This window comes from Salmonella sp. 32082101201600294FB01SM01, from assembly GCF_017572865.1.
GTDB lineage: Bacteria > Pseudomonadota > Gammaproteobacteria > Enterobacterales > Enterobacteriaceae > Salmonella > Salmonella enterica.
Map to the genome: position 1 here is coordinate 1029145 of NZ_JAGESB010000001.1, position 17707 is coordinate 1046851.

18 protein-coding genes and 1 other annotated feature are annotated in these 17707 nt (G+C 51.9%); of the genes, 14 read left to right on the forward strand and 4 right to left on the reverse strand.

Going from position 1 to position 17707, the window contains the following annotated elements:
• The 13 genes from infC (at nucleotide 1) to selO (ending at nucleotide 10879) form a co-directional block, all read left to right on the forward strand.
• Nucleotides 1-543: a translation initiation factor IF-3 gene (infC, locus tag J4645_RS04980; protein ID WP_001574431.1), complete on the forward strand. Its 543-nt coding sequence runs from the start codon at nucleotides 1-3 to the stop codon at nucleotides 541-543.
• Nucleotides 544-638: 95 nt separating this feature from the next.
• Entirely contained in the window at nucleotides 639-836 is a 198-nt protein-coding gene (gene rpmI / locus J4645_RS04985; protein ID WP_001124225.1) for a 50S ribosomal protein L35, read from the forward strand.
• A 50-nt stretch (nucleotides 837-886) separates the two neighbouring features.
• A complete protein-coding gene (rplT, locus tag J4645_RS04990; protein WP_000124850.1) occupies nucleotides 887-1243 on the forward strand; it encodes a 50S ribosomal protein L20 in 357 nt (118 codons plus the stop codon).
• A gap of 115 nt (nucleotides 1244-1358) precedes the next feature.
• Nucleotides 1359-1482: a sequence feature (Phe leader region), on the forward strand.
• Entirely contained in the window at nucleotides 1364-1408 is a 45-nt protein-coding gene (pheM, locus tag J4645_RS04995) for a pheST operon leader peptide PheM (RefSeq protein ID WP_001386830.1), read from the forward strand. Its footprint overlaps the feature before it by 45 nt.
• 62 nt (nucleotides 1483-1544) lie before the next feature.
• Complete coding sequence (gene pheS, locus J4645_RS05000) at nucleotides 1545-2528, forward strand: phenylalanine--tRNA ligase subunit alpha (RefSeq protein WP_000018570.1); 984 nt, start codon at nucleotides 1545-1547, stop codon at nucleotides 2526-2528.
• A gap of 15 nt (nucleotides 2529-2543) precedes the next feature.
• Nucleotides 2544-4931 carry a phenylalanine--tRNA ligase subunit beta gene (gene pheT / locus J4645_RS05005; protein WP_000672394.1) on the forward strand — a complete coding sequence of 796 codons (2388 nt, stop codon included), beginning with the start codon at nucleotides 2544-2546 and terminating at the stop codon, nucleotides 4929-4931.
• Nucleotides 4932-4935: 4 nt separating this feature from the next.
• Nucleotides 4936-5235 carry an integration host factor subunit alpha gene (gene ihfA, locus J4645_RS05010; protein ID WP_001229266.1) on the forward strand — a complete coding sequence of 100 codons (300 nt, stop codon included), beginning with the start codon at nucleotides 4936-4938 and terminating at the stop codon, nucleotides 5233-5235.
• A 202-nt stretch (nucleotides 5236-5437) separates the two neighbouring features.
• Entirely contained in the window at nucleotides 5438-6418 is a 981-nt protein-coding gene (gene btuC / locus J4645_RS05015; RefSeq protein WP_000954977.1) for a vitamin B12 ABC transporter permease BtuC, read from the forward strand.
• 91 nt (nucleotides 6419-6509) lie between these two features.
• Nucleotides 6510-7061, forward strand: a complete 552-nt coding sequence (locus J4645_RS05020) for a glutathione peroxidase (RefSeq protein WP_208208941.1) — start codon at nucleotides 6510-6512, stop codon at nucleotides 7059-7061.
• Nucleotides 7061-7810, forward strand: coding sequence for a vitamin B12 ABC transporter ATP-binding protein BtuD (gene btuD, locus J4645_RS05025; protein ID WP_000080607.1), 750 nt, complete (start codon nucleotides 7061-7063; stop codon nucleotides 7808-7810). Before J4645_RS05020 ends, btuD begins: the two co-directional genes overlap by 1 nt.
• 76 nt (nucleotides 7811-7886) lie before the next feature.
• On the forward strand, nucleotides 7887-8351 hold the full coding sequence (locus J4645_RS05030; RefSeq protein WP_001213256.1) for an NlpC/P60 family protein: 465 nt from the start codon (nucleotides 7887-7889) through the stop codon (nucleotides 8349-8351).
• 313 nt (nucleotides 8352-8664) lie between these two features.
• Nucleotides 8665-9375, forward strand: coding sequence for an anti-FlhDC factor YdiV (gene ydiV, locus J4645_RS05035; protein ID WP_023214486.1), 711 nt, complete (start codon nucleotides 8665-8667; stop codon nucleotides 9373-9375).
• Between the two features lie 61 nt (nucleotides 9376-9436).
• A complete protein-coding gene (selO, locus tag J4645_RS05040; protein WP_023214485.1) occupies nucleotides 9437-10879 on the forward strand; it encodes a protein adenylyltransferase SelO in 1443 nt (480 codons plus the stop codon).
• A 34-nt stretch (nucleotides 10880-10913) separates the two neighbouring features.
• Here the strand turns inward: selO and hemP are convergent, their stop codons facing one another.
• From hemP to ppsR, 3 genes are all read right to left on the reverse strand, one after another.
• Nucleotides 10914-11105 carry a hemin uptake protein HemP gene (gene hemP, locus J4645_RS05045; protein ID WP_000089115.1) on the reverse strand — a complete coding sequence of 64 codons (192 nt, stop codon included), beginning with the start codon at nucleotides 11103-11105 and terminating at the stop codon, nucleotides 10914-10916.
• Nucleotides 11106-11261: 156 nt separating this feature from the next.
• Nucleotides 11262-12308 (reverse strand): 3-deoxy-7-phosphoheptulonate synthase AroH, encoded by a 1047-nt coding sequence (gene aroH / locus J4645_RS05050; RefSeq protein ID WP_001082196.1) that lies wholly within the window; start codon nucleotides 12306-12308, stop codon nucleotides 11262-11264.
• Nucleotides 12309-12463: 155 nt separating this feature from the next.
• Nucleotides 12464-13297 carry a posphoenolpyruvate synthetase regulatory kinase/phosphorylase PpsR gene (gene ppsR, locus J4645_RS05055; protein ID WP_000370992.1) on the reverse strand — a complete coding sequence of 278 codons (834 nt, stop codon included), beginning with the start codon at nucleotides 13295-13297 and terminating at the stop codon, nucleotides 12464-12466.
• Between the two features lie 336 nt (nucleotides 13298-13633).
• On the opposite strand from ppsR, the gene ppsA reads away from it, so the two are divergent.
• Nucleotides 13634-16012 carry a phosphoenolpyruvate synthase gene (gene ppsA, locus J4645_RS05060; RefSeq protein ID WP_023214484.1) on the forward strand — a complete coding sequence of 793 codons (2379 nt, stop codon included), beginning with the start codon at nucleotides 13634-13636 and terminating at the stop codon, nucleotides 16010-16012.
• Between the two features lie 41 nt (nucleotides 16013-16053).
• On the opposite strand, the gene fadK is transcribed toward ppsA, so the two are convergent.
• The gene (gene fadK / locus J4645_RS05065) at nucleotides 16054-17694 is read right to left on the reverse strand and encodes a medium-chain fatty-acid--CoA ligase (protein ID WP_023214483.1); all 1641 of its coding nucleotides are present in this window, start codon (nucleotides 17692-17694) and stop codon (nucleotides 16054-16056) included.
• Nucleotides 17695-17707: the final 13 nt, after the last annotated feature.

A 17707-nucleotide genomic window follows, 5' to 3' on the forward strand; every position in this document is an offset into this window, starting at 1 on the left:
ATTAAAGGCGGAAAACGAGTTCAAACGGCGCGTCCGAATCGTATTAATAGCGAAATTCGCGCGCAAGAAGTTCGCTTAACAGGTCTGGAAGGCGAGCAGCTTGGTATTGTGAGTCTGAGAGAAGCTCTGGAAAAAGCTGAAGAAGCCGGAGTAGACTTAGTCGAAATCAGCCCTAACGCCGAGCCGCCGGTTTGTCGTATAATGGATTACGGCAAATTCCTCTATGAAAAGAGTAAGTCTTCTAAGGAACAGAAGAAAAAGCAAAAAGTTATCCAGGTGAAGGAAATTAAATTCCGTCCTGGGACAGATGAAGGCGACTATCAGGTAAAACTCCGCAGCCTGATTCGCTTTCTCGAAGAGGGCGATAAGGCCAAAATCACGCTGCGTTTCCGCGGTCGTGAAATGGCCCACCAGCAAATCGGTATGGAAGTGCTTAATCGCGTGAAAGACGATTTGCAAGAACTGGCAGTGGTCGAATCCTTCCCAACGAAGATCGAAGGCCGTCAGATGATCATGGTGCTTGCTCCTAAGAAGAAACAGTAAGGCCTTCAAGTAACAATTCTGTGAAGCCTTCAGGCTTCACAGGTTTTGTTCGCCTATGTTTCGTTTATTAACAATGCGAAGTGGAAGTTATTAAAATGCCAAAAATTAAGACCGTACGCGGTGCTGCTAAGCGCTTCAAAAAAACCGGTAAAGGTGGTTTTAAGCACAAGCACGCTAACCTGCGTCACATTCTGACCAAAAAAGCGACTAAACGTAAACGTCACCTGCGTCCGAAAGCCATGGTTTCTAAAGGCGATCTGGGCCTGGTTATCGCGTGCCTGCCGTACGCATAAGCCGTTAACGTTTTTAACTTTTTAATTAGAATAGATACAGGAGAGCACATATGGCTCGCGTAAAACGTGGTGTAATTGCACGCGCACGTCACAAGAAAATTTTGAAACAAGCCAAAGGCTACTACGGTGCGCGTTCTCGCGTATACCGCGTTGCCTTCCAGGCAGTTATCAAAGCTGGTCAGTATGCTTACCGTGACCGTCGTCAACGTAAGCGTCAGTTCCGTCAACTGTGGATTGCGCGTATCAACGCAGCAGCACGTCAGAACGGTATTTCTTACAGCAAATTCATCAACGGCCTGAAAAAAGCCTCTGTTGAAATCGACCGTAAGATCCTGGCTGATATCGCCGTATTCGACAAAGTCGCGTTCACCGCGCTGGTTGAAAAAGCGAAAGCAGCTCTGGCATAAGCCAGTGAAAAGAGGGAGCCTGGCTCCCTCTCTTTTATTTACTGTTCAGTGAGTTGACAATTGACCTGTAACCTTTTTCAATAAAGGATATTCGGTTTTACCACATAAGGTAACGCAAGCATGAACGCTGCTATTTTCCGTTTCTTTTTTTACTTTAGCACCTGATCCCAGGAGGCTAGCGCGTGAAAAACGAAACGAAAAACAGCGCAAAAAAGCCTCCTGATGGAGGCTTTTTTTGTATCTGAAATCGAGAGATTACGTCCAATGAACCGGTGTCTTCACCGACACAATGAGGAAAACCATGTCACATCTCGCAGAGCTGGTTGCCAATGCAGCGGCCGCCATTAACCAGGCGTCAGATGTTGCCGCGTTAGACAATGTACGCGTCGAATATTTGGGCAAGAAAGGGCATTTAACCCTTCAGATGACGACCCTACGCGATCTGCCGCCGGAAGAGCGTCCGGCAGCCGGGGCAGTCATTAACGCCGCGAAAGAGCAGGTACAACAGGCTCTTAACGCGCGTAAAGCCGAGCTGGAAAGCGCAGCGCTTAACGCCCGTCTGGCCGCTGAAACCATTGATATCTCCCTGCCGGGGCGCCGTATTGAGAACGGCGGTCTGCATCCGGTCACACGTACCATTGACCGTATTGAAAGTTTCTTCGGCGAGCTTGGTTTTACCGTGGCGACTGGCCCGGAAATCGAAGATGACTACCATAACTTCGATGCGTTAAACATTCCGGGTCATCATCCGGCCCGCGCCGATCATGATACCTTCTGGTTTGACGCGACCCGTCTGCTGCGGACCCAGACGTCTGGCGTCCAGATCCGGACGATGAAAGCGCAGCAACCGCCGATCCGTATTATTGCGCCGGGCCGTGTATACCGTAATGACTACGACCAGACGCATACTCCGATGTTCCATCAGATGGAAGGTCTGATTGTTGATACCAACATCAGCTTCACCAACCTCAAAGGTACGCTGCACGACTTCCTGCGTAATTTCTTTGAGGAGGATCTGCAGATTCGCTTCCGTCCTTCTTATTTTCCGTTTACCGAACCTTCTGCGGAAGTGGATGTGATGGGTAAAAACGGCAAATGGCTGGAAGTGCTGGGCTGCGGGATGGTGCATCCGAATGTGCTGCGTAATGTCGGTATCGATCCGGAAATCTATTCTGGCTTCGCTTTTGGTATGGGGATGGAACGTCTGACCATGTTGCGTTACGGCGTCACCGACCTGCGTTCATTCTTCGAAAACGATCTGCGTTTCCTCAAACAGTTTAAATAAAGGCAGGATAAAACAATGAAATTCAGCGAACTGTGGTTACGCGAGTGGGTTAACCCGGCAATTGATAGCGATGCGTTGGCTAACCAGATTACGATGGCTGGCCTGGAAGTAGACGGCGTTGAGCCGGTCGCGGGAAGCTTCAATGGCGTTGTGGTTGGGGAAGTGGTTGAGTGCGCCCAGCATCCGAACGCTGACAAATTGCGTGTAACGAAAGTCAACGTTGGCGGAGAACGCCTGTTGGATATCGTCTGCGGCGCGCCAAACTGTCGTCAGGGGCTGAAAGTAGCGGTGGCCACCATTGGCGCTATTCTGCCGGGCGATTTCAAAATTAAAGCGGCAAAACTGCGCGGCGAACCGTCTGAAGGGATGCTGTGCTCCTTCTCCGAACTGGGGATTTCCGACGATCACAGCGGCATTATCGAACTGCCGGCGGATGCGCCGCTGGGTACCGATATCCGTGAATACCTGAAGCTCGACGACAATACCATCGAAATTAGCGTCACGCCAAACCGTGCGGATTGCTTAGGTATCATCGGCGTTGCGCGTGATGTGGCGGTACTGAACAAAGCGCCGCTCCAGGAGCCTGAAATGGCGCCGGTTGCGGCAACCATCAGCGATACGCTGCCGATTACGGTAGAGGCCGCTGATGCGTGTCCACGCTATCTTGGCCGGGTGGTAAAAGGCATCAATGTTAACGCGCCGACGCCGCTGTGGATGAAAGAGAAACTGCGTCGCTGCGGTATTCGCTCCATCGATGCGGTGGTTGACGTCACCAACTATGTGTTGCTCGAACTGGGTCAGCCAATGCATGCTTTCGATAAAGATCGCATTGATGGCGGTATTGTCGTGCGGATGGCAAAAGAGGGTGAAACCGTCGTCCTGCTGGACGGTAGCGAAGCGACGTTAAATGCGGACACGCTGGTGATCGCCGATCACCATAAGGCGCTGGGGATAGCCGGTATTTTTGGCGGCGAACATTCCGGCGTGAACGGCGAAACGCAAAATGTGCTGCTGGAGTGTGCGTATTTTAATCCGCTGTCTATCACCGGTCGCGCTCGCCGCCACGGTCTGCATACCGATGCGTCTCACCGCTACGAGCGCGGGGTAGACCCGGCGCTGCAATATAAAGCGATAGAGCGCGCTACTCGTCTGCTTCTTGATATCTGTGGCGGTGATGCGGGTCCGATAATTGATGTGAGCAACGAAGCAACGTTGCCGAAACGCGCCACCATTACGCTGCGTCGCAGTAAACTGGATCGCCTGATCGGGCATCATATTGCGGATGAGCAGGTCAGTGATATTCTGCGTCGTCTGGGCTGTGAAGTGACCGAAGGGCAGGACGAGTGGAAAGCCGTGGCGCCGACCTGGCGTTTCGATATGGAAATTGAAGAAGATCTGGTGGAAGAGGTGGCCCGCGTTTACGGTTATAACAATATTCCGGACGAGCCAATCCAGGCCGGTTTAATCATGGGGACGCACCGTGAAGCCGATCTGTCGTTGAAGCGGGTTAAAACCATGCTGAACGACAAAGGCTATCAGGAAGTGATTACCTATAGCTTTGTCGATCCTAAAGTACAACAGCTTATCCATCCAGGCGCAGAAGCGCTGCTGCTGCCAAACCCTATCTCCGTTGAGATGTCGGCGATGCGTCTGTCTCTGTGGAGCGGATTGCTGACGACGGTGGTCTATAACCAAAACCGCCAGCAGAATCGCGTGCGTATTTTTGAAACCGGTTTACGTTTCGTTCCGGATACACAAGCCAATCTGGGTATTCGACAGGATCTGATGCTGGCTGGCGTGATTTGCGGCAACCGCTATGATGAGCACTGGAACCTGGCAAAAGAGACCGTTGATTTCTATGATTTGAAAGGCGATCTGGAAGCAGTACTGGATTTAACCGGCAAACTGGGTGATATCCAGTTTAAGGCGGAGATGAATCCGGCTCTGCATCCGGGACAGTCTGCGGCGATTTATCTGAAAGATGAACGTATTGGTTTTATTGGGGTTGTTCACCCTGAACTGGAACGTAAACTGGATCTGAATGGTTGTACGCTGGTGTTTGAACTGGAATGGAATAAGCTCGCAGACCGTATCGTGCCGCAGGCGCGGGAGATTTCACGCTTCCCGGCCAACCGTCGCGATATTGCGGTTGTTGTTGCAGAAAACGTTCCCGCAGCGGATATTTTATCCGAATGTAAGAAAGTTGGCGTAAATCAGGTAGTTGGCGTAAACTTATTTGACGTGTACCGCGGTAAGGGTGTTGCGGAGGGTTATAAGAGCCTCGCTATCAGCCTGATCCTTCAGGATACCAACCGTACACTCGAAGAAGAGGAGATTGCCGCTACCGTCGCCAAATGTGTAGAGGCATTAAAAGAGCGATTCCAGGCATCATTGAGGGATTGAACCTATGGCGCTTACAAAAGCTGAAATGTCAGAATATCTGTTTGATAAGCTTGGGCTTAGCAAGCGGGATGCCAAAGAACTGGTTGAACTGTTTTTCGAAGAGATCCGTCGTGCTCTGGAAAACGGTGAGCAGGTGAAACTCTCTGGTTTTGGTAACTTCGATCTGCGTGATAAAAATCAACGTCCGGGGCGTAACCCGAAAACGGGTGAAGATATTCCTATTACAGCACGGCGCGTGGTGACCTTCAGACCCGGGCAGAAGTTAAAGAGCCGGGTCGAGAACGCTTCGCCCAAAGAAGAGTAATCAGATCCAGGCATAACATCCATCAGGGTGTATTGCGGCAGATACGCTGCCATCCCGAAAGTAGATCAGCGGGATGACAGCGTATCTGTTAGCCTGAAAGATGACTCGTATAACTAAAAAGGCCGCATTGCGGCCTTTTTTCTTTCAAGTAAAGGATACCCACCGTAAAATCACGCTACCTCTTTTCAGCTGAATGGATAACATGCTGACTTTTGCCCGCCAACAACAGCGACGAAACGTTCGCTGGCTTCTGAGCCTGTCACTGCTGGTGCTACTGGCTACATTTCTGAGCTTATGCGCAGGCGAACAGTGGATTGCCCCCGGTGACTGGTTAAGCGCCCGGGGAGAACTGTTTGTCTGGCAAATTCGTCTTCCCCGCACGCTTGCGGTATTGCTGGTTGGCGCTGCGCTGGCGCTATCGGGCGCTGTGATGCAGGCGCTGTTTGAAAATCCACTTGCTGAACCGGGCCTGCTCGGCGTTTCGAATGGGGCCGGTGTTGGGCTTATTGCCGCCGTCTTACTGGGGCAGGGGCAACTGCCTGGATGGGCGCTGGGACTGTGCGCTATAGCCGGCGCGCTCATTATTACGTTAATCCTGCTGCGTTTTGCGCGCCGCCATCTCTCTACCAGCCGCTTGTTGTTGGCGGGCGTCGCGCTGGGCATTATCTGTAGCGCGCTGATGACGTGGGCTATCTATTTTTCCACCTCTTTCGATCTGCGGCAATTAATGTACTGGATGATGGGAGGATTCGGCGGCGTTGACTGGCAGCAGAGCTGGCTAATGATTGCGCTCATCCCGGTACTGATCTGGATATGTTGCCAGTCGCAACCGCTGAATATGCTGGCGCTAGGGGAAACCTCGGCGCGGCAGCTTGGCCTGCCGCTGTGGTTCTGGCGCAATTTGTTGGTCGTCGCCACCGGCTGGATGGTGGGCGTCAGCGTGGCGATGGCGGGGGCGATTGGTTTTATCGGTCTGGTTATTCCGCACATCCTGCGCTTATGTGGTTTAACCGATCACCGGGTTTTACTTCCCGGCTGTGCGTTGGCCGGGGCTATCGCCCTGCTATTGGCTGATGTGGTCGCCCGACTGGCGCTGGCGTCGGCTGAACTGCCTATCGGGGTGGTCACCGCCACATTGGGGGCACCAGTGTTTATCTGGCTGCTGCTCAAATCCGCGCGTTAGCGCATCGGTAAACAACTGCTTTCATCATTCGCAGTCTATGATTAAAGGCTAACGATGAAACCCGCTATTCTACCGACATCAGGGAGACACCATGCAAAACTCGCTTCTTAATACTCACGTTACGACGATTGATGGAGAGGTCACTACACTTGAAAAATACGTCGGAAAAGTGCTGCTCATTGTAAACGTCGCCTCCAGATGTGGTCTGACGCCGCAATATGAACAGCTGGAAAATATCCAGAAGGCGTGGGCAGATCAGGGGTTTGTCGTGTTGGGTTTTCCCTGCAACCAGTTTATGGGGCAGGAGCCAGGCAGCGAAGAGCAGATTAAAACCTATTGTGCCAGCACCTGGGGCGTCACGTTCCCGATGTTCAGTAAAATTGATGTGAATGGCGACGCGCGTCATCCGCTGTATCAAAAACTGATAGCCGCTGCGCCAACGGCAGTCGCGCCGGAGAAGAGCGGCTTTTACGAACGGATGGTAAGCAAAGGGCGTACGCCACTCTATCCGGATGATATTCTGTGGAATTTTGAAAAATTTTTGGTAGGCCGGGATGGTCAGGTGGTACAGCGTTTTTCGCCGGATATGACGCCTGAAGATCCTATTGTGATGGAAAGCATAAAAATCGCGTTGGCAAAATAATGTCTCAATTGATGCAATTAAAGGACGTCGCCGAGAGCACCCGCCTGGGGCCGCTTTCCGGCGAAGTAAGCGCAGGAGAGATCCTTCACCTTGTCGGGCCGAACGGCGCCGGAAAAAGCACGTTGCTGGCGCGTATGGCGGGGTTAACCTCAGGCGAGGGGAGCATCAGGTTTGGCGGAGCGCCGCTGGAGGCATGGGCGACGGCAACGCTTGCCCAACACCGCGCTTATCTTGCGCAACAGCAAAATCCGCCGTTCGCCATGCCGGTCTGGCATTACCTGACATTGCATCAACCTGATAAAACGCGAACCGGGCAGCTTAACGAGGTGGCCGATATGCTTGGATTGGGCGACAAACTGGGGCGAAGCGTGAATCAGCTTTCCGGTGGCGAGTGGCAACGTGTTCGCCTTGCTGCCGTTGTACTACAAATTCATCCTGACGCTAATCCGGTCGGTCAATTATTGCTGCTTGATGAGCCGATGAACAGTCTCGATGTTGCGCAACAAAACGCTCTGGATCGGGTATTACATCATTTGTGTCAGGCAGGAATTGCGATTGTGATGAGTAGCCACGATCTGAACCACACGCTGCGCCATGCGCATAAAGCCTGGTTACTAAAGCGCGGTAAACTCATTGCCTGCGGCCGCCGGGAAGAGGTGCTCACCCCCTCTTATCTGGCGCAAGCCTACGGTCTGCGCTTTCGACGACTCGACGTTGAGGGGCATCCAATGCTCATTTCGGCCACTTAAGTAAAATCGTTTCTTGAAAAGCAGGTAATTTCGACGCTAAATTAATACCAAAATAAAAACAGAGGATTGTTGCGGCATGCGTTTTTGGCTTCTTGTTATCACAGCATTGTTCCTGGCAGGATGCAGTACTCATCGGGCACCGGCGCCAAACGCCAGATTATCAGACTCCATTACCGTCATTGCGGGTTTGAACGATCAGTTGCAGTCCTGGCGCGGTACGCCATACCGTTACGGCGGCATGAGTCGCAGAGGTGTGGACTGTTCCGGCTTTGTGGTAGTCACTATGCGCGACAAGTTTGATTTGCAGTTGCCTCGTGATACGCGTGAACAATCAAAAATCGGCACCAGAATCGATAAAGATGAATTGCTGCCCGGAGATTTGGTTTTCTTTAAAACCGGTTCGGGCGAAAGTGGTTTACATGTTGGTATTTACGATACAAATAATGAGTTTATTCATGCCTCTACCAGTCGTGGCGTGATGCGTTCATCGCTGGATAATGTGTACTGGCGAAAAAACTTCTGGCAGGCACGGCGAATTTAACCTCGCAGACGATATAAATTTTATAGTCTATTTTTAACATACCGTCGGTTGAACTTATGACATCTGTTGTCATCATATATAATGATATAACCGTAGCATTTACAAACGTACTTTTATTAAAAACGGGCGTGCTCACGCCCTGTTAAAAGTACAACATTGGATATTGGTTTATAATCAGAGTAAGTTAAAAAAAGGAACCGGTTTACCGGTAAACAAGAAAAATGATGACGCTTCAATTAGTATCTGAAGTTACGTCTGTTTCCGTCCGTAGTGACTGGATGGCGAATAGCGCCCTAACCATGGGACTGGCGTAATGATTGCTTCACTTGATGAGCTTTACCATTCCGAACTCTTTTTCCTTCCCGTCATGGATGAAAACGCTCGGCTTGTTGGTTTAGAGATTATTGCAACGTTTGCCGCTGAAGACGGCGCCGTGCGGATGCCGACTGAGTTGGTAGCGCCTCGCCTTTCGGTGGAGGAGCAATACTGTCTGTTTGTTGAAAAACTTGCGTTGTTAGAAACCTGTCAGCACTTTTTTATTCAGCATAAACTTATTGCATGGCTTAATTTACCGCCTGCAATTAGTGACTTATTATTAGATAGCGAACTTTTTTCCCGGGCAGCACGCTTTCCGTTTCTTGAATTAGCTATAAATGAGAATTATCCTGGGTTAAACCAGGGCAAAAACAATGAAACGTTAGCTAATCTGGCAATGCATTTCCCATTAATGCTGGCAAATTTTGGGGCAGGCGAGGCGTCGACTAAAGCTATTTTCGATGGACTTTTCAAACGAGTCATGTTGGATAAAAATTTTATTCAGCAGCGAGCTGAAATGATCTCATTCGAACCATTCATGCACGCTATCGTTGCCCAGATCTCCTCCAGCTGCGAGTCGCTGATGATTGCCGGTATTGATACTGAGGCGATGTTTGCGCGCGCAGCGCCATTGGGGTTTAGCGCATTCCAGGGCGGACTATGGCCTCCGGTGCCGGTAAACCAGCTCATTAAACTCGTTCAGCGATAACCTTTCTGTTTGCCGGTGTTTAACCGGTGATTAACCGTCTACACTGAAGACAGGAGGCCCTATGACCCTGTCTTTTACTGCCCGTTGGCGCGATGAACTGCCAGCAACGTATACCGCGCTTTTACCCACACCGTTAAAAAATGCGCGACTGATTTGGTATAACGACGAACTGGCGCAGCAGTTAGCCATTCCCGCGTCGTTATTTGACGTTACCAATGGCGCTGGCGTTTGGGGCGGCGAAACCTTATTACCCGGTATGTCGCCTGTCGCGCAGGTATATAGCGGGCATCAGTTCGGCGTCTGGGCGGGACAACTCGGCGACGGACGCGGTATTTTGCTGGGCGAACAGCTCCTGGCGGATGGCTCGACCCTCGACTGGCATCTGAAAGGCGCCGGATTAACACCCTATTCGCGAATGGGGGATGGACGCGCCGTCCTGCGTTCAACCATACGAGAAAGTCTTGCCAGCGAAGCCATGCATTATCTGGGTATTCCCACTACGCGCGCGTTATCTATCGTAGCCAGCGATACGCCGGTTCAGCGAGAGACGCAGGAAACGGGCGCCATGTTAATGCGTCTGGCACAAGGTCATATGCGTTTTGGTCATTTCGAACATTTCTATTACCGCCGTGAGCCGGAAAAAGTTCAGCAACTGGCTGATTTCGCTATTCGTCATTACTGGCCGCAATGGCAGGATGTCCCGGAAAAATATGCTTTGTGGTTTGAAGAGGTGGCGGCGCGTACCGGAAGACTTATCGCCGAGTGGCAAACCGTCGGTTTTTCGCACGGCGTTATGAATACGGATAACATGTCGATTCTGGGGCTGACCATCGACTATGGCCCCTTTGGTTTTCTCGATGACTACGATCCCGGCTTCATTGGTAACCATTCCGATCATCAGGGACGTTACCGCTTCGATAATCAACCGTCGGTGGCGCTGTGGAATTTACAACGTCTGGCGCAGACGCTAACTCCTTTTATTGAGATCGACGCGTTAAACAGAGCGCTGGATCGTTACCAGGACGCGTTGTTAACGCACTATGGGCAGCGAATGCGCCAGAAGCTGGGCTTCTTTACCGAGCAAAAAGACGATAACGCTTTACTGAATGAATTGTTTAGTCTGATGGCGCGCGAAGGGAGTGATTATACCCGTACATTTCGGATGTTAAGCCATACGGAGCAACAGAGCGCTTCCTCGCCGTTGCGGGATACGTTTATCGATCGCACGGCGTTCGATGCCTGGTTCGATCGCTACCGGGCGCGATTGCGCACAGAGGCGGTGGATGACGCGCTACGCCAGCAGCAGATGCAACGCGTGAATCCTGCGGTTGTGTTGCGCAACTGGCTGGCGCAACGCGCGATAGATGCGGCTGAACAGGGAGATATGGCGGAACTGCATCGGTTGCATGAAGTTTTACGTCAACCTTTTACCGATCGAGATGATGACTATGCCAGCCGACCACCGGAGTGGGGAAAGCGGCTGGAGGTCAGTTGTTCAAGTTAGCCTGATGCCAGCAGTATCGTCTGCTGGCGGAGCGCTATTTGGTTAACAGTAGCTTACCGGCCTGAGTTTTGCGCAACAGATACTCCTGACCGTTGTGATCGATAATGACTTTGCCGTCCGGACCTAATAGCGCCTGACTGTTGACGCGCCGTTCAGCGGCAGGGAGAAGCGTTTCATTGTCTATTTCCTTAGGGTGAGGCAGCTCGGTGTTATCCATACGCGACATGTTATTTATTAATAATCAAACTCACAATGATTATTATTATCAATAATTAATGCGATAACAGCAAGTGCTAATTCTGTGGAGTGATATACGCGCGCGGAGAGAAAAGGGCGGGTAAAGCATCGAAGAAACGCCCATCCCGGCAGGATGGGCGAGCTATTAAAAGCGGCTATCTACCGCCGCGGCCAGTTTTTCCAACAGAACTTCCGTATCTTCCCAGTTCAGGCAGGGATCGGTAATGGACTGACCATAGATTAATGGTTGACCGCTGATAATTTTTTGCGTGCCTTCCCGTAAAAAACTCTCGGCCATAATCCCGGCAATTGCCGTGGAGCCATTACGAATCTGCTGGCAAATATCATCACATACCTCCAACTGGCGGCGATGCTGTTTTTGACAGTTGCCGTGGCTGAAGTCGACGACCAGATGTTCCGGCAGATCAAATTCATGCAACGTGTCGCAGGCGGCGGCAATATCTTCAGCGTGGTAGTTAGGTTTTTTACCGCCGCGCATGATGATGTGCCCATACGGGTTGCCACTCGTTTGGTAGATGGTCATCTGTCCGTCTTTATCCGGCGAGAGAAACATATGGCTGGCGCGGGAGGCGCGAATAGCGTCAACGGCAATGCGAGTATTGCCATCCGTACCATTTTTAAAGCCGACCGGACAAGAGAGCGCAGAAGCCATTTCTCGATGGATTTGGCTTTCGGTGGTACGCGCGCCAATCGCTCCCCAACTGATCAGATCGGCAATAAACTGGCCGGTGACCATATCAAGAAATTCTGTGGCGGTCGGTACTCCCAATTCGTTCACCTGCAATAGCAAGCGACGCGCCAGTTCAAGCCCATAATTGACGCGGTAACTTCCATTCAAGTCGGGATCGGAAATCAGGCCTTTCCATCCCACAACGGTGCGCGGTTTTTCAAAATAGGTGCGCATGACGATTTCCAGACGCGCCTGATGCTTTTGGCGTTGTGCCTGGAGCTGCGTCGCGTATTCCATAGCAGCATTCAGATCGTGAATCGAACAGGGGCCAATGACGACCAGTAGCCGTGGATCTTCACCATTTAAAATCTTTTCTATCCGGCGTCGGGAGTCGGTAACGTGACTGGCGACGGAGGACGATACAGGATACCGCTGCGCGAGTTCGGTCGGTGTTACCAGGCTGTCGATACGCGCAGTACGGAGTTCGTCGGTTCTGTTCATTACAAGTCTCAGAAATTTGTTGCTTCAACGGCAGGACTACCGGGAAGTGATGGGCATCACGATAAACCAATCCCTGCTGATTTCAAGTGCGAGGCGTGTCACACCTCGCAGGCAGAACGGCATGATAACAAAAACCAACCCATTAAACTAGTTTGCTAGTACATCCTGCGGTTAAGCCCCATAATGTCGAGAATTTTGGTGGCTATCTCTTCAACGGAATAATTGGTGCTGTTCAGGCAGGGGATCTGATTCTTACGATACAGCGCTTCAACCTCCGCCACTTCCATGCGGCACTGACGCAACGAGGCATAGCGACTGTTTTCACGGCGTTCTTCGCGAATAGCCGCCAGGCGTTCAGGGTCAATTGTCAGGCCGAACAGTTTATGTTGTAGCGGTTTTAACGATGTGGGCAGCGTCAAATTATCCATATCATCGGCGATGAAAGGGTAGTTAGCCGCACGAATACCGAATTGCATCGCCAGATAGAGGCTGGTGGGCGTTTTTCCACAGCGCGAAACGCCAAGTAAAATGACCTGAGCCTGATCGAGGTTGCGCAATGAAATGCCATCATCATGCGCCAGGGTATAATCGATAGCGGCAATACGGGCGTCATACTTGTTCAGGTTACCCGGATTAAGCCCATGAGTACGATGAGCGATCGGCGTCGGATCCAGTTTCATCTCCTGCTGAAGCGGCGCCACCAGCGCCTGGACGATATCCTGGCAGAAACCTTCGCTCTGTAAGATGATGGCGCGAATTTCAGGTAAAACAATCGAGTAAAATACCAGCGGGCGAACGCCGGTTTGCTGATAAATGGCGTCAATTTGGTCTTTGACGGCGCGGGCGCGACTTTCGTTTTCCACGAATGGCAGCGTGATGCTGCTGATCGTCACCGGAAACTGCGACATAACCGCGTGACCCAGGACCTCGGCGGTGATGGCGGTACCATCAGAAATATAGAAAACATGGCGATCAACAACATTATCCATTCTGTTCATCCTGAAGAGTAAACATAATTATCTGAAAGCATAAATTAAAAGTAACGGGAAACGTATAACTTGTCGCTTATTTTATAAAATGACAGGCGCTTTTTATAATTAATGAAAAGTGTGTTTCATTTCCTGGAAACGCAGTTTATACCGGGGGTGATTAAGGGAATGCCGTGCTATGCGCGGGTTTGCGCAACTACGTAAACAATCTGAAAAAATGAAAAAATAAATTTGCTTGAACGATTCACCGTTTTTTTCGCGGGTTTAAGTATGCCAGGATAAATACGCAACTATGTGTTTCTTAAACTCGTTCATTTATCACAAAAGGATTGTTCGATGTCCAACAATGGCTCGTCACCGCTGGTGCTTTGGTATAACCAACTCGGCATGAATGATGTAGACAGAGTTGGGGGCAAAAATGCCTCCCTGGGTGAAATGATTACTAACCTTTCCGGCATGGGCGTATCCGTTCCGAATGGTTTTGCAACCACTGCCGATGCGTTTAACCAGTTTTTGGATCAAAGCGGCGTAAATCAGCGCATTTATGAGCTGCTGGATAAGACAGATATTGATGATGTCTCCCAGCTGGCGAAAGCGGGCGCGCAGATCCGCCAGTGGATTATCGACACTCCTTTCCAGCCGGAGCTGGAAAACGCCATCCGCGATGCCTATGCGCAGCTTTCGTCGGATGATGAAAATGCCTCTTTTGCCGTGCGTTCCTCCGCCACGGCGGAAGATATGCCAGATGCTTCGTTTGCGGGTCAACAGGAAACGTTTCTTAACGTTCAGGGCTTCGATGCGGTACTGGTGGCAGTGAAACACGTATTTGCTTCTCTGTTTAACGATCGCGCCATCTCTTATCGCGTTCACCAGGGATATGATCATCGCGGCGTAGCGCTTTCCGCTGGCGTGCAGCGGATGGTTCGCTCCGATCTCGCCTCGTCAGGGGTGATGTTCTCTATCGATACCGAATCCGGTTTTGACCAGGTGGTCTTTATCACCTCGGCATGGGGACTGGGCGAAATGGTGGTGCAGGGCGCGGTTAACCCGGATGAATTTTATGTCCATAAGCCAACCCTGGCGGCAGGCCGTCCGGCCATCGTACGCCGCACCATGGGGTCGAAAAAAATCCGCATGGTTTACGCCGCCACCCAGGAGCACGGCAAGCAAGTGAAGATTGAAGATGTGCCGCAGGAACAGCGCGACATTTTCTCGCTCACCAACGAAGAAGTGCAGGAACTGGCGAAACAAGCGGTGCAGATTGAGCAGCACTATGGTCGTCCGATGGATATCGAATGGGCGAAAGACGGTCATACCGGTAAGCTCTTTATTGTGCAGGCACGTCCGGAAACCGTGCGCTCCCGTGGCCAGGTGATGGAGCGTTATACGCTACATGCGCAGGGGAAAATCATTGCCGAAGGTCGCGCCATTGGGCATCGTATCGGCGCGGGTACGGTAAAAGTTATTCATGATATCGGCGAAATGAACCGTATTGAGCCTGGCGATGTGCTTGTCACCGATATGACCGACCCGGACTGGGAACCGATCATGAAAAAAGCGGCGGCGATTGTCACTAACCGTGGCGGGCGCACCTGTCACGCGGCGATTATCGCCCGCGAATTGGGTATTCCGGCGGTAGTCGGCTGCGGCGACGCCACCGAACGCATGAAAGATGGCGAAAAAGTAACCGTCTCCTGCGCAGAAGGTGATACCGGTTATGTGTATGCCGACATGCTGGATTTCAGCGTAAAAAGCTCCAGCGTAGATACCATGCCAGAGCTACCGCTGAAGGTCATGATGAACGTCGGCAACCCGGACAGGGCATTTGACTTTGCCTGCCTGCCGAATGAAGGCGTAGGTCTGGCGCGACTGGAATTCATCATTAACCGTATGATTGGCGTTCACCCGCGCGCGCTGCTGGAGTTTGACGACCAGGATGCCGCGCTGCAAAACGACATTCGTGAGATGATGAAAGGGTTTGACTCGCCGCGTGAATTTTACGTTGGTCGACTGACGGAAGGGATCGCGACGTTAGGTGCCGCGTTCTACCCGAAACGCGTTATCGTTCGCCTGTCTGACTTTAAGTCCAACGAATACGCCAACCTGGTCGGCGGCGAACGTTATGAGCCGCATGAGGAAAACCCGATGCTGGGCTTCCGCGGCGCGGGTCGTTACGTCGCAGAAAGTTTCCGCGATTGTTTTGCGCTGGAATGCGAAGCGGTGAAACGCGTGCGCAACGATATGGGCCTTACCAACGTCGAAATCATGATCCCGTTCGTGCGGACGGTCGACCAGGCGAAAGCGGTCATCGAAGAGCTGGCGTGCCAGGGGCTTAAACGCGGCGAGAACGGGCTGAAGATCATCATGATGTGCGAGATCCCGTCCAATGCCTTGCTGGCTGAACAGTTCCTCGAATATTTTGATGGCTTCTCGATTGGTTCTAACGACATGACGCAGCTGGCGCTGGGGCTGGATCGCGATTCCGGCGTGGTGTCTGAACTGTTTGACGAGCGTAACGACGCGGTGAAAGCGCTGCTGTCGATGGCGATCCGCGCGGCGAAAAAACAGGGTAAATATGTTGGAATTTGCGGTCAGGGTCCGTCCGACCATGAAGACTTTGCCGCCTGGCTGATGGAAGAGGGGATCGACAGCCTGTCGCTGAACCCGGACACCGTGGTTCAGACCTGGCTGAGTCTGGCTGAACTGAAGAAGTAGTGTGATACCGGATGGCGGCGTTAACGTCGCCATCCGGCAATTTACTCCGCGGTGTGCTCCTGGCGCAGCCGCTCAATAATATCCTGCCGCAACAGAAACTTCTGCACTTTGCCAGAGGCGGTTCTGGGCAGTTTTTCTACGATGACGATCCGTTCCGGATATTTATACTTCGCTACCCGTTTTCGACTGAAAAAAGCGGTCACTTCTTCCAGCGCCAGCGAAAGGTGCGGCGGTTTTAAGACCACATACGCGCATGAACGTTCGCCTAAGCGTTCATCAGGCATAGCAACGACGCAAGCATCGTGTATGCGAGGGTGTTGTAATAAAATATCTTCGACTTCGCGACTGCTGATATTTTCACCTCCACGTATAATAATATCCTTTTTGCGCCCGGTAATTTTGATATAACCGTCTTCATCCATGCGGCAGAGGTCGCCGCTGTAATACCAGCCCTCATTATCCAGTGCGCGGGCGGTAAGTTCCGGCTCGTCCAGGTATCCCATAAAAACGTTCGGCCCGCGCGAGGCTTCTTCGCCTTCGTGGCCTGCTGGAAGCGTATTGCGATCTTCATCCACGATTTTAATTTCTACACCGGTGGCGGCATAACCATCGGTGTTCATCATGCGTGAAGTCGAATCACCCAGATTAACCATCGAGTGCGGAGAACTTTCTGTAGAACCGTAAATACTCAATAATTTGATACCGCGCTGCTGGCAGTCGCGGGCAACCTTTTTGGGAATAGTCGTGCCGCCGCATAAGAAGAATCGCAGTGAGGAGAGGTCGGCAGGCTGTTGCTCAACGGCACAAAGCAGATCGTAAATAAACGGCGTCGCGCCTGACATACAGGTACAGCGTTGCTGCGCTAATAAGGTAAGGCAGGCTTCTGGGGTAAAGATGTCCAGCAATACGCTACGCGCCCCGATTAAAAAGGGTGCGGTGACGCCGTGTAAAAATCCGGTGGCGTGGCCCAGTGGCGCAGGCATCAGGAACACATCTTGCCAGGTTAAATTCAACCGCGCGCAATACGCCCGTTCGCTGGCAAGAATATTATTGTGGGTCAACATTACCCCTTTCGGCATTCCTTCTGTGCCGGAGGTAAACAGCACTGCCGCCAGTTCATCACCGTGAATGTTAATGTCTGACTGCAACGGTTCGCTGCGGTCGATGATTTGACTAAGCGCAAGCGCTGTGGTGGCAGGCGCCAGTTTATCCACGCCGACAATATGCGTCAGATGGCGCAGTTGATTTTGTAGCGGAAGGATAAGATCGACCGGACGATTCTGTTTGAACACGGTGGGGGCGAAGAATATTTTAGCCTGACATTTGTTCAGCACCCAAACCAGCTCCGCTTCTCGCCAGGCGGGAAGTAGCGGGACAGATACCGCGCCCGTTTTCAGGCAGGCCAGATAAATGAGGGTAAACTCACACCAGCCCGGAAGCTGAAAGGCCACGCGATCGCCCGGTTGAATCCCCTGAGACAGCAACCAGTTTGCCAGGCGGCTTGCCGCGCAGTCGAGTGCGGCGTAGGTCCAGGACGCGCCATGATTATCGACCACGGCGATTTTATCGGGTACGGCGCGTGCGGTTTGCCGCCAGTAGTCGCCCAGTGAAGCATCGCCCCAGTAGCCGGACTCGCGATAGGTTTTCCGCCGCGCGGCGTCAAACGTTAATGTAACACTCATTGACTTGTTCTCT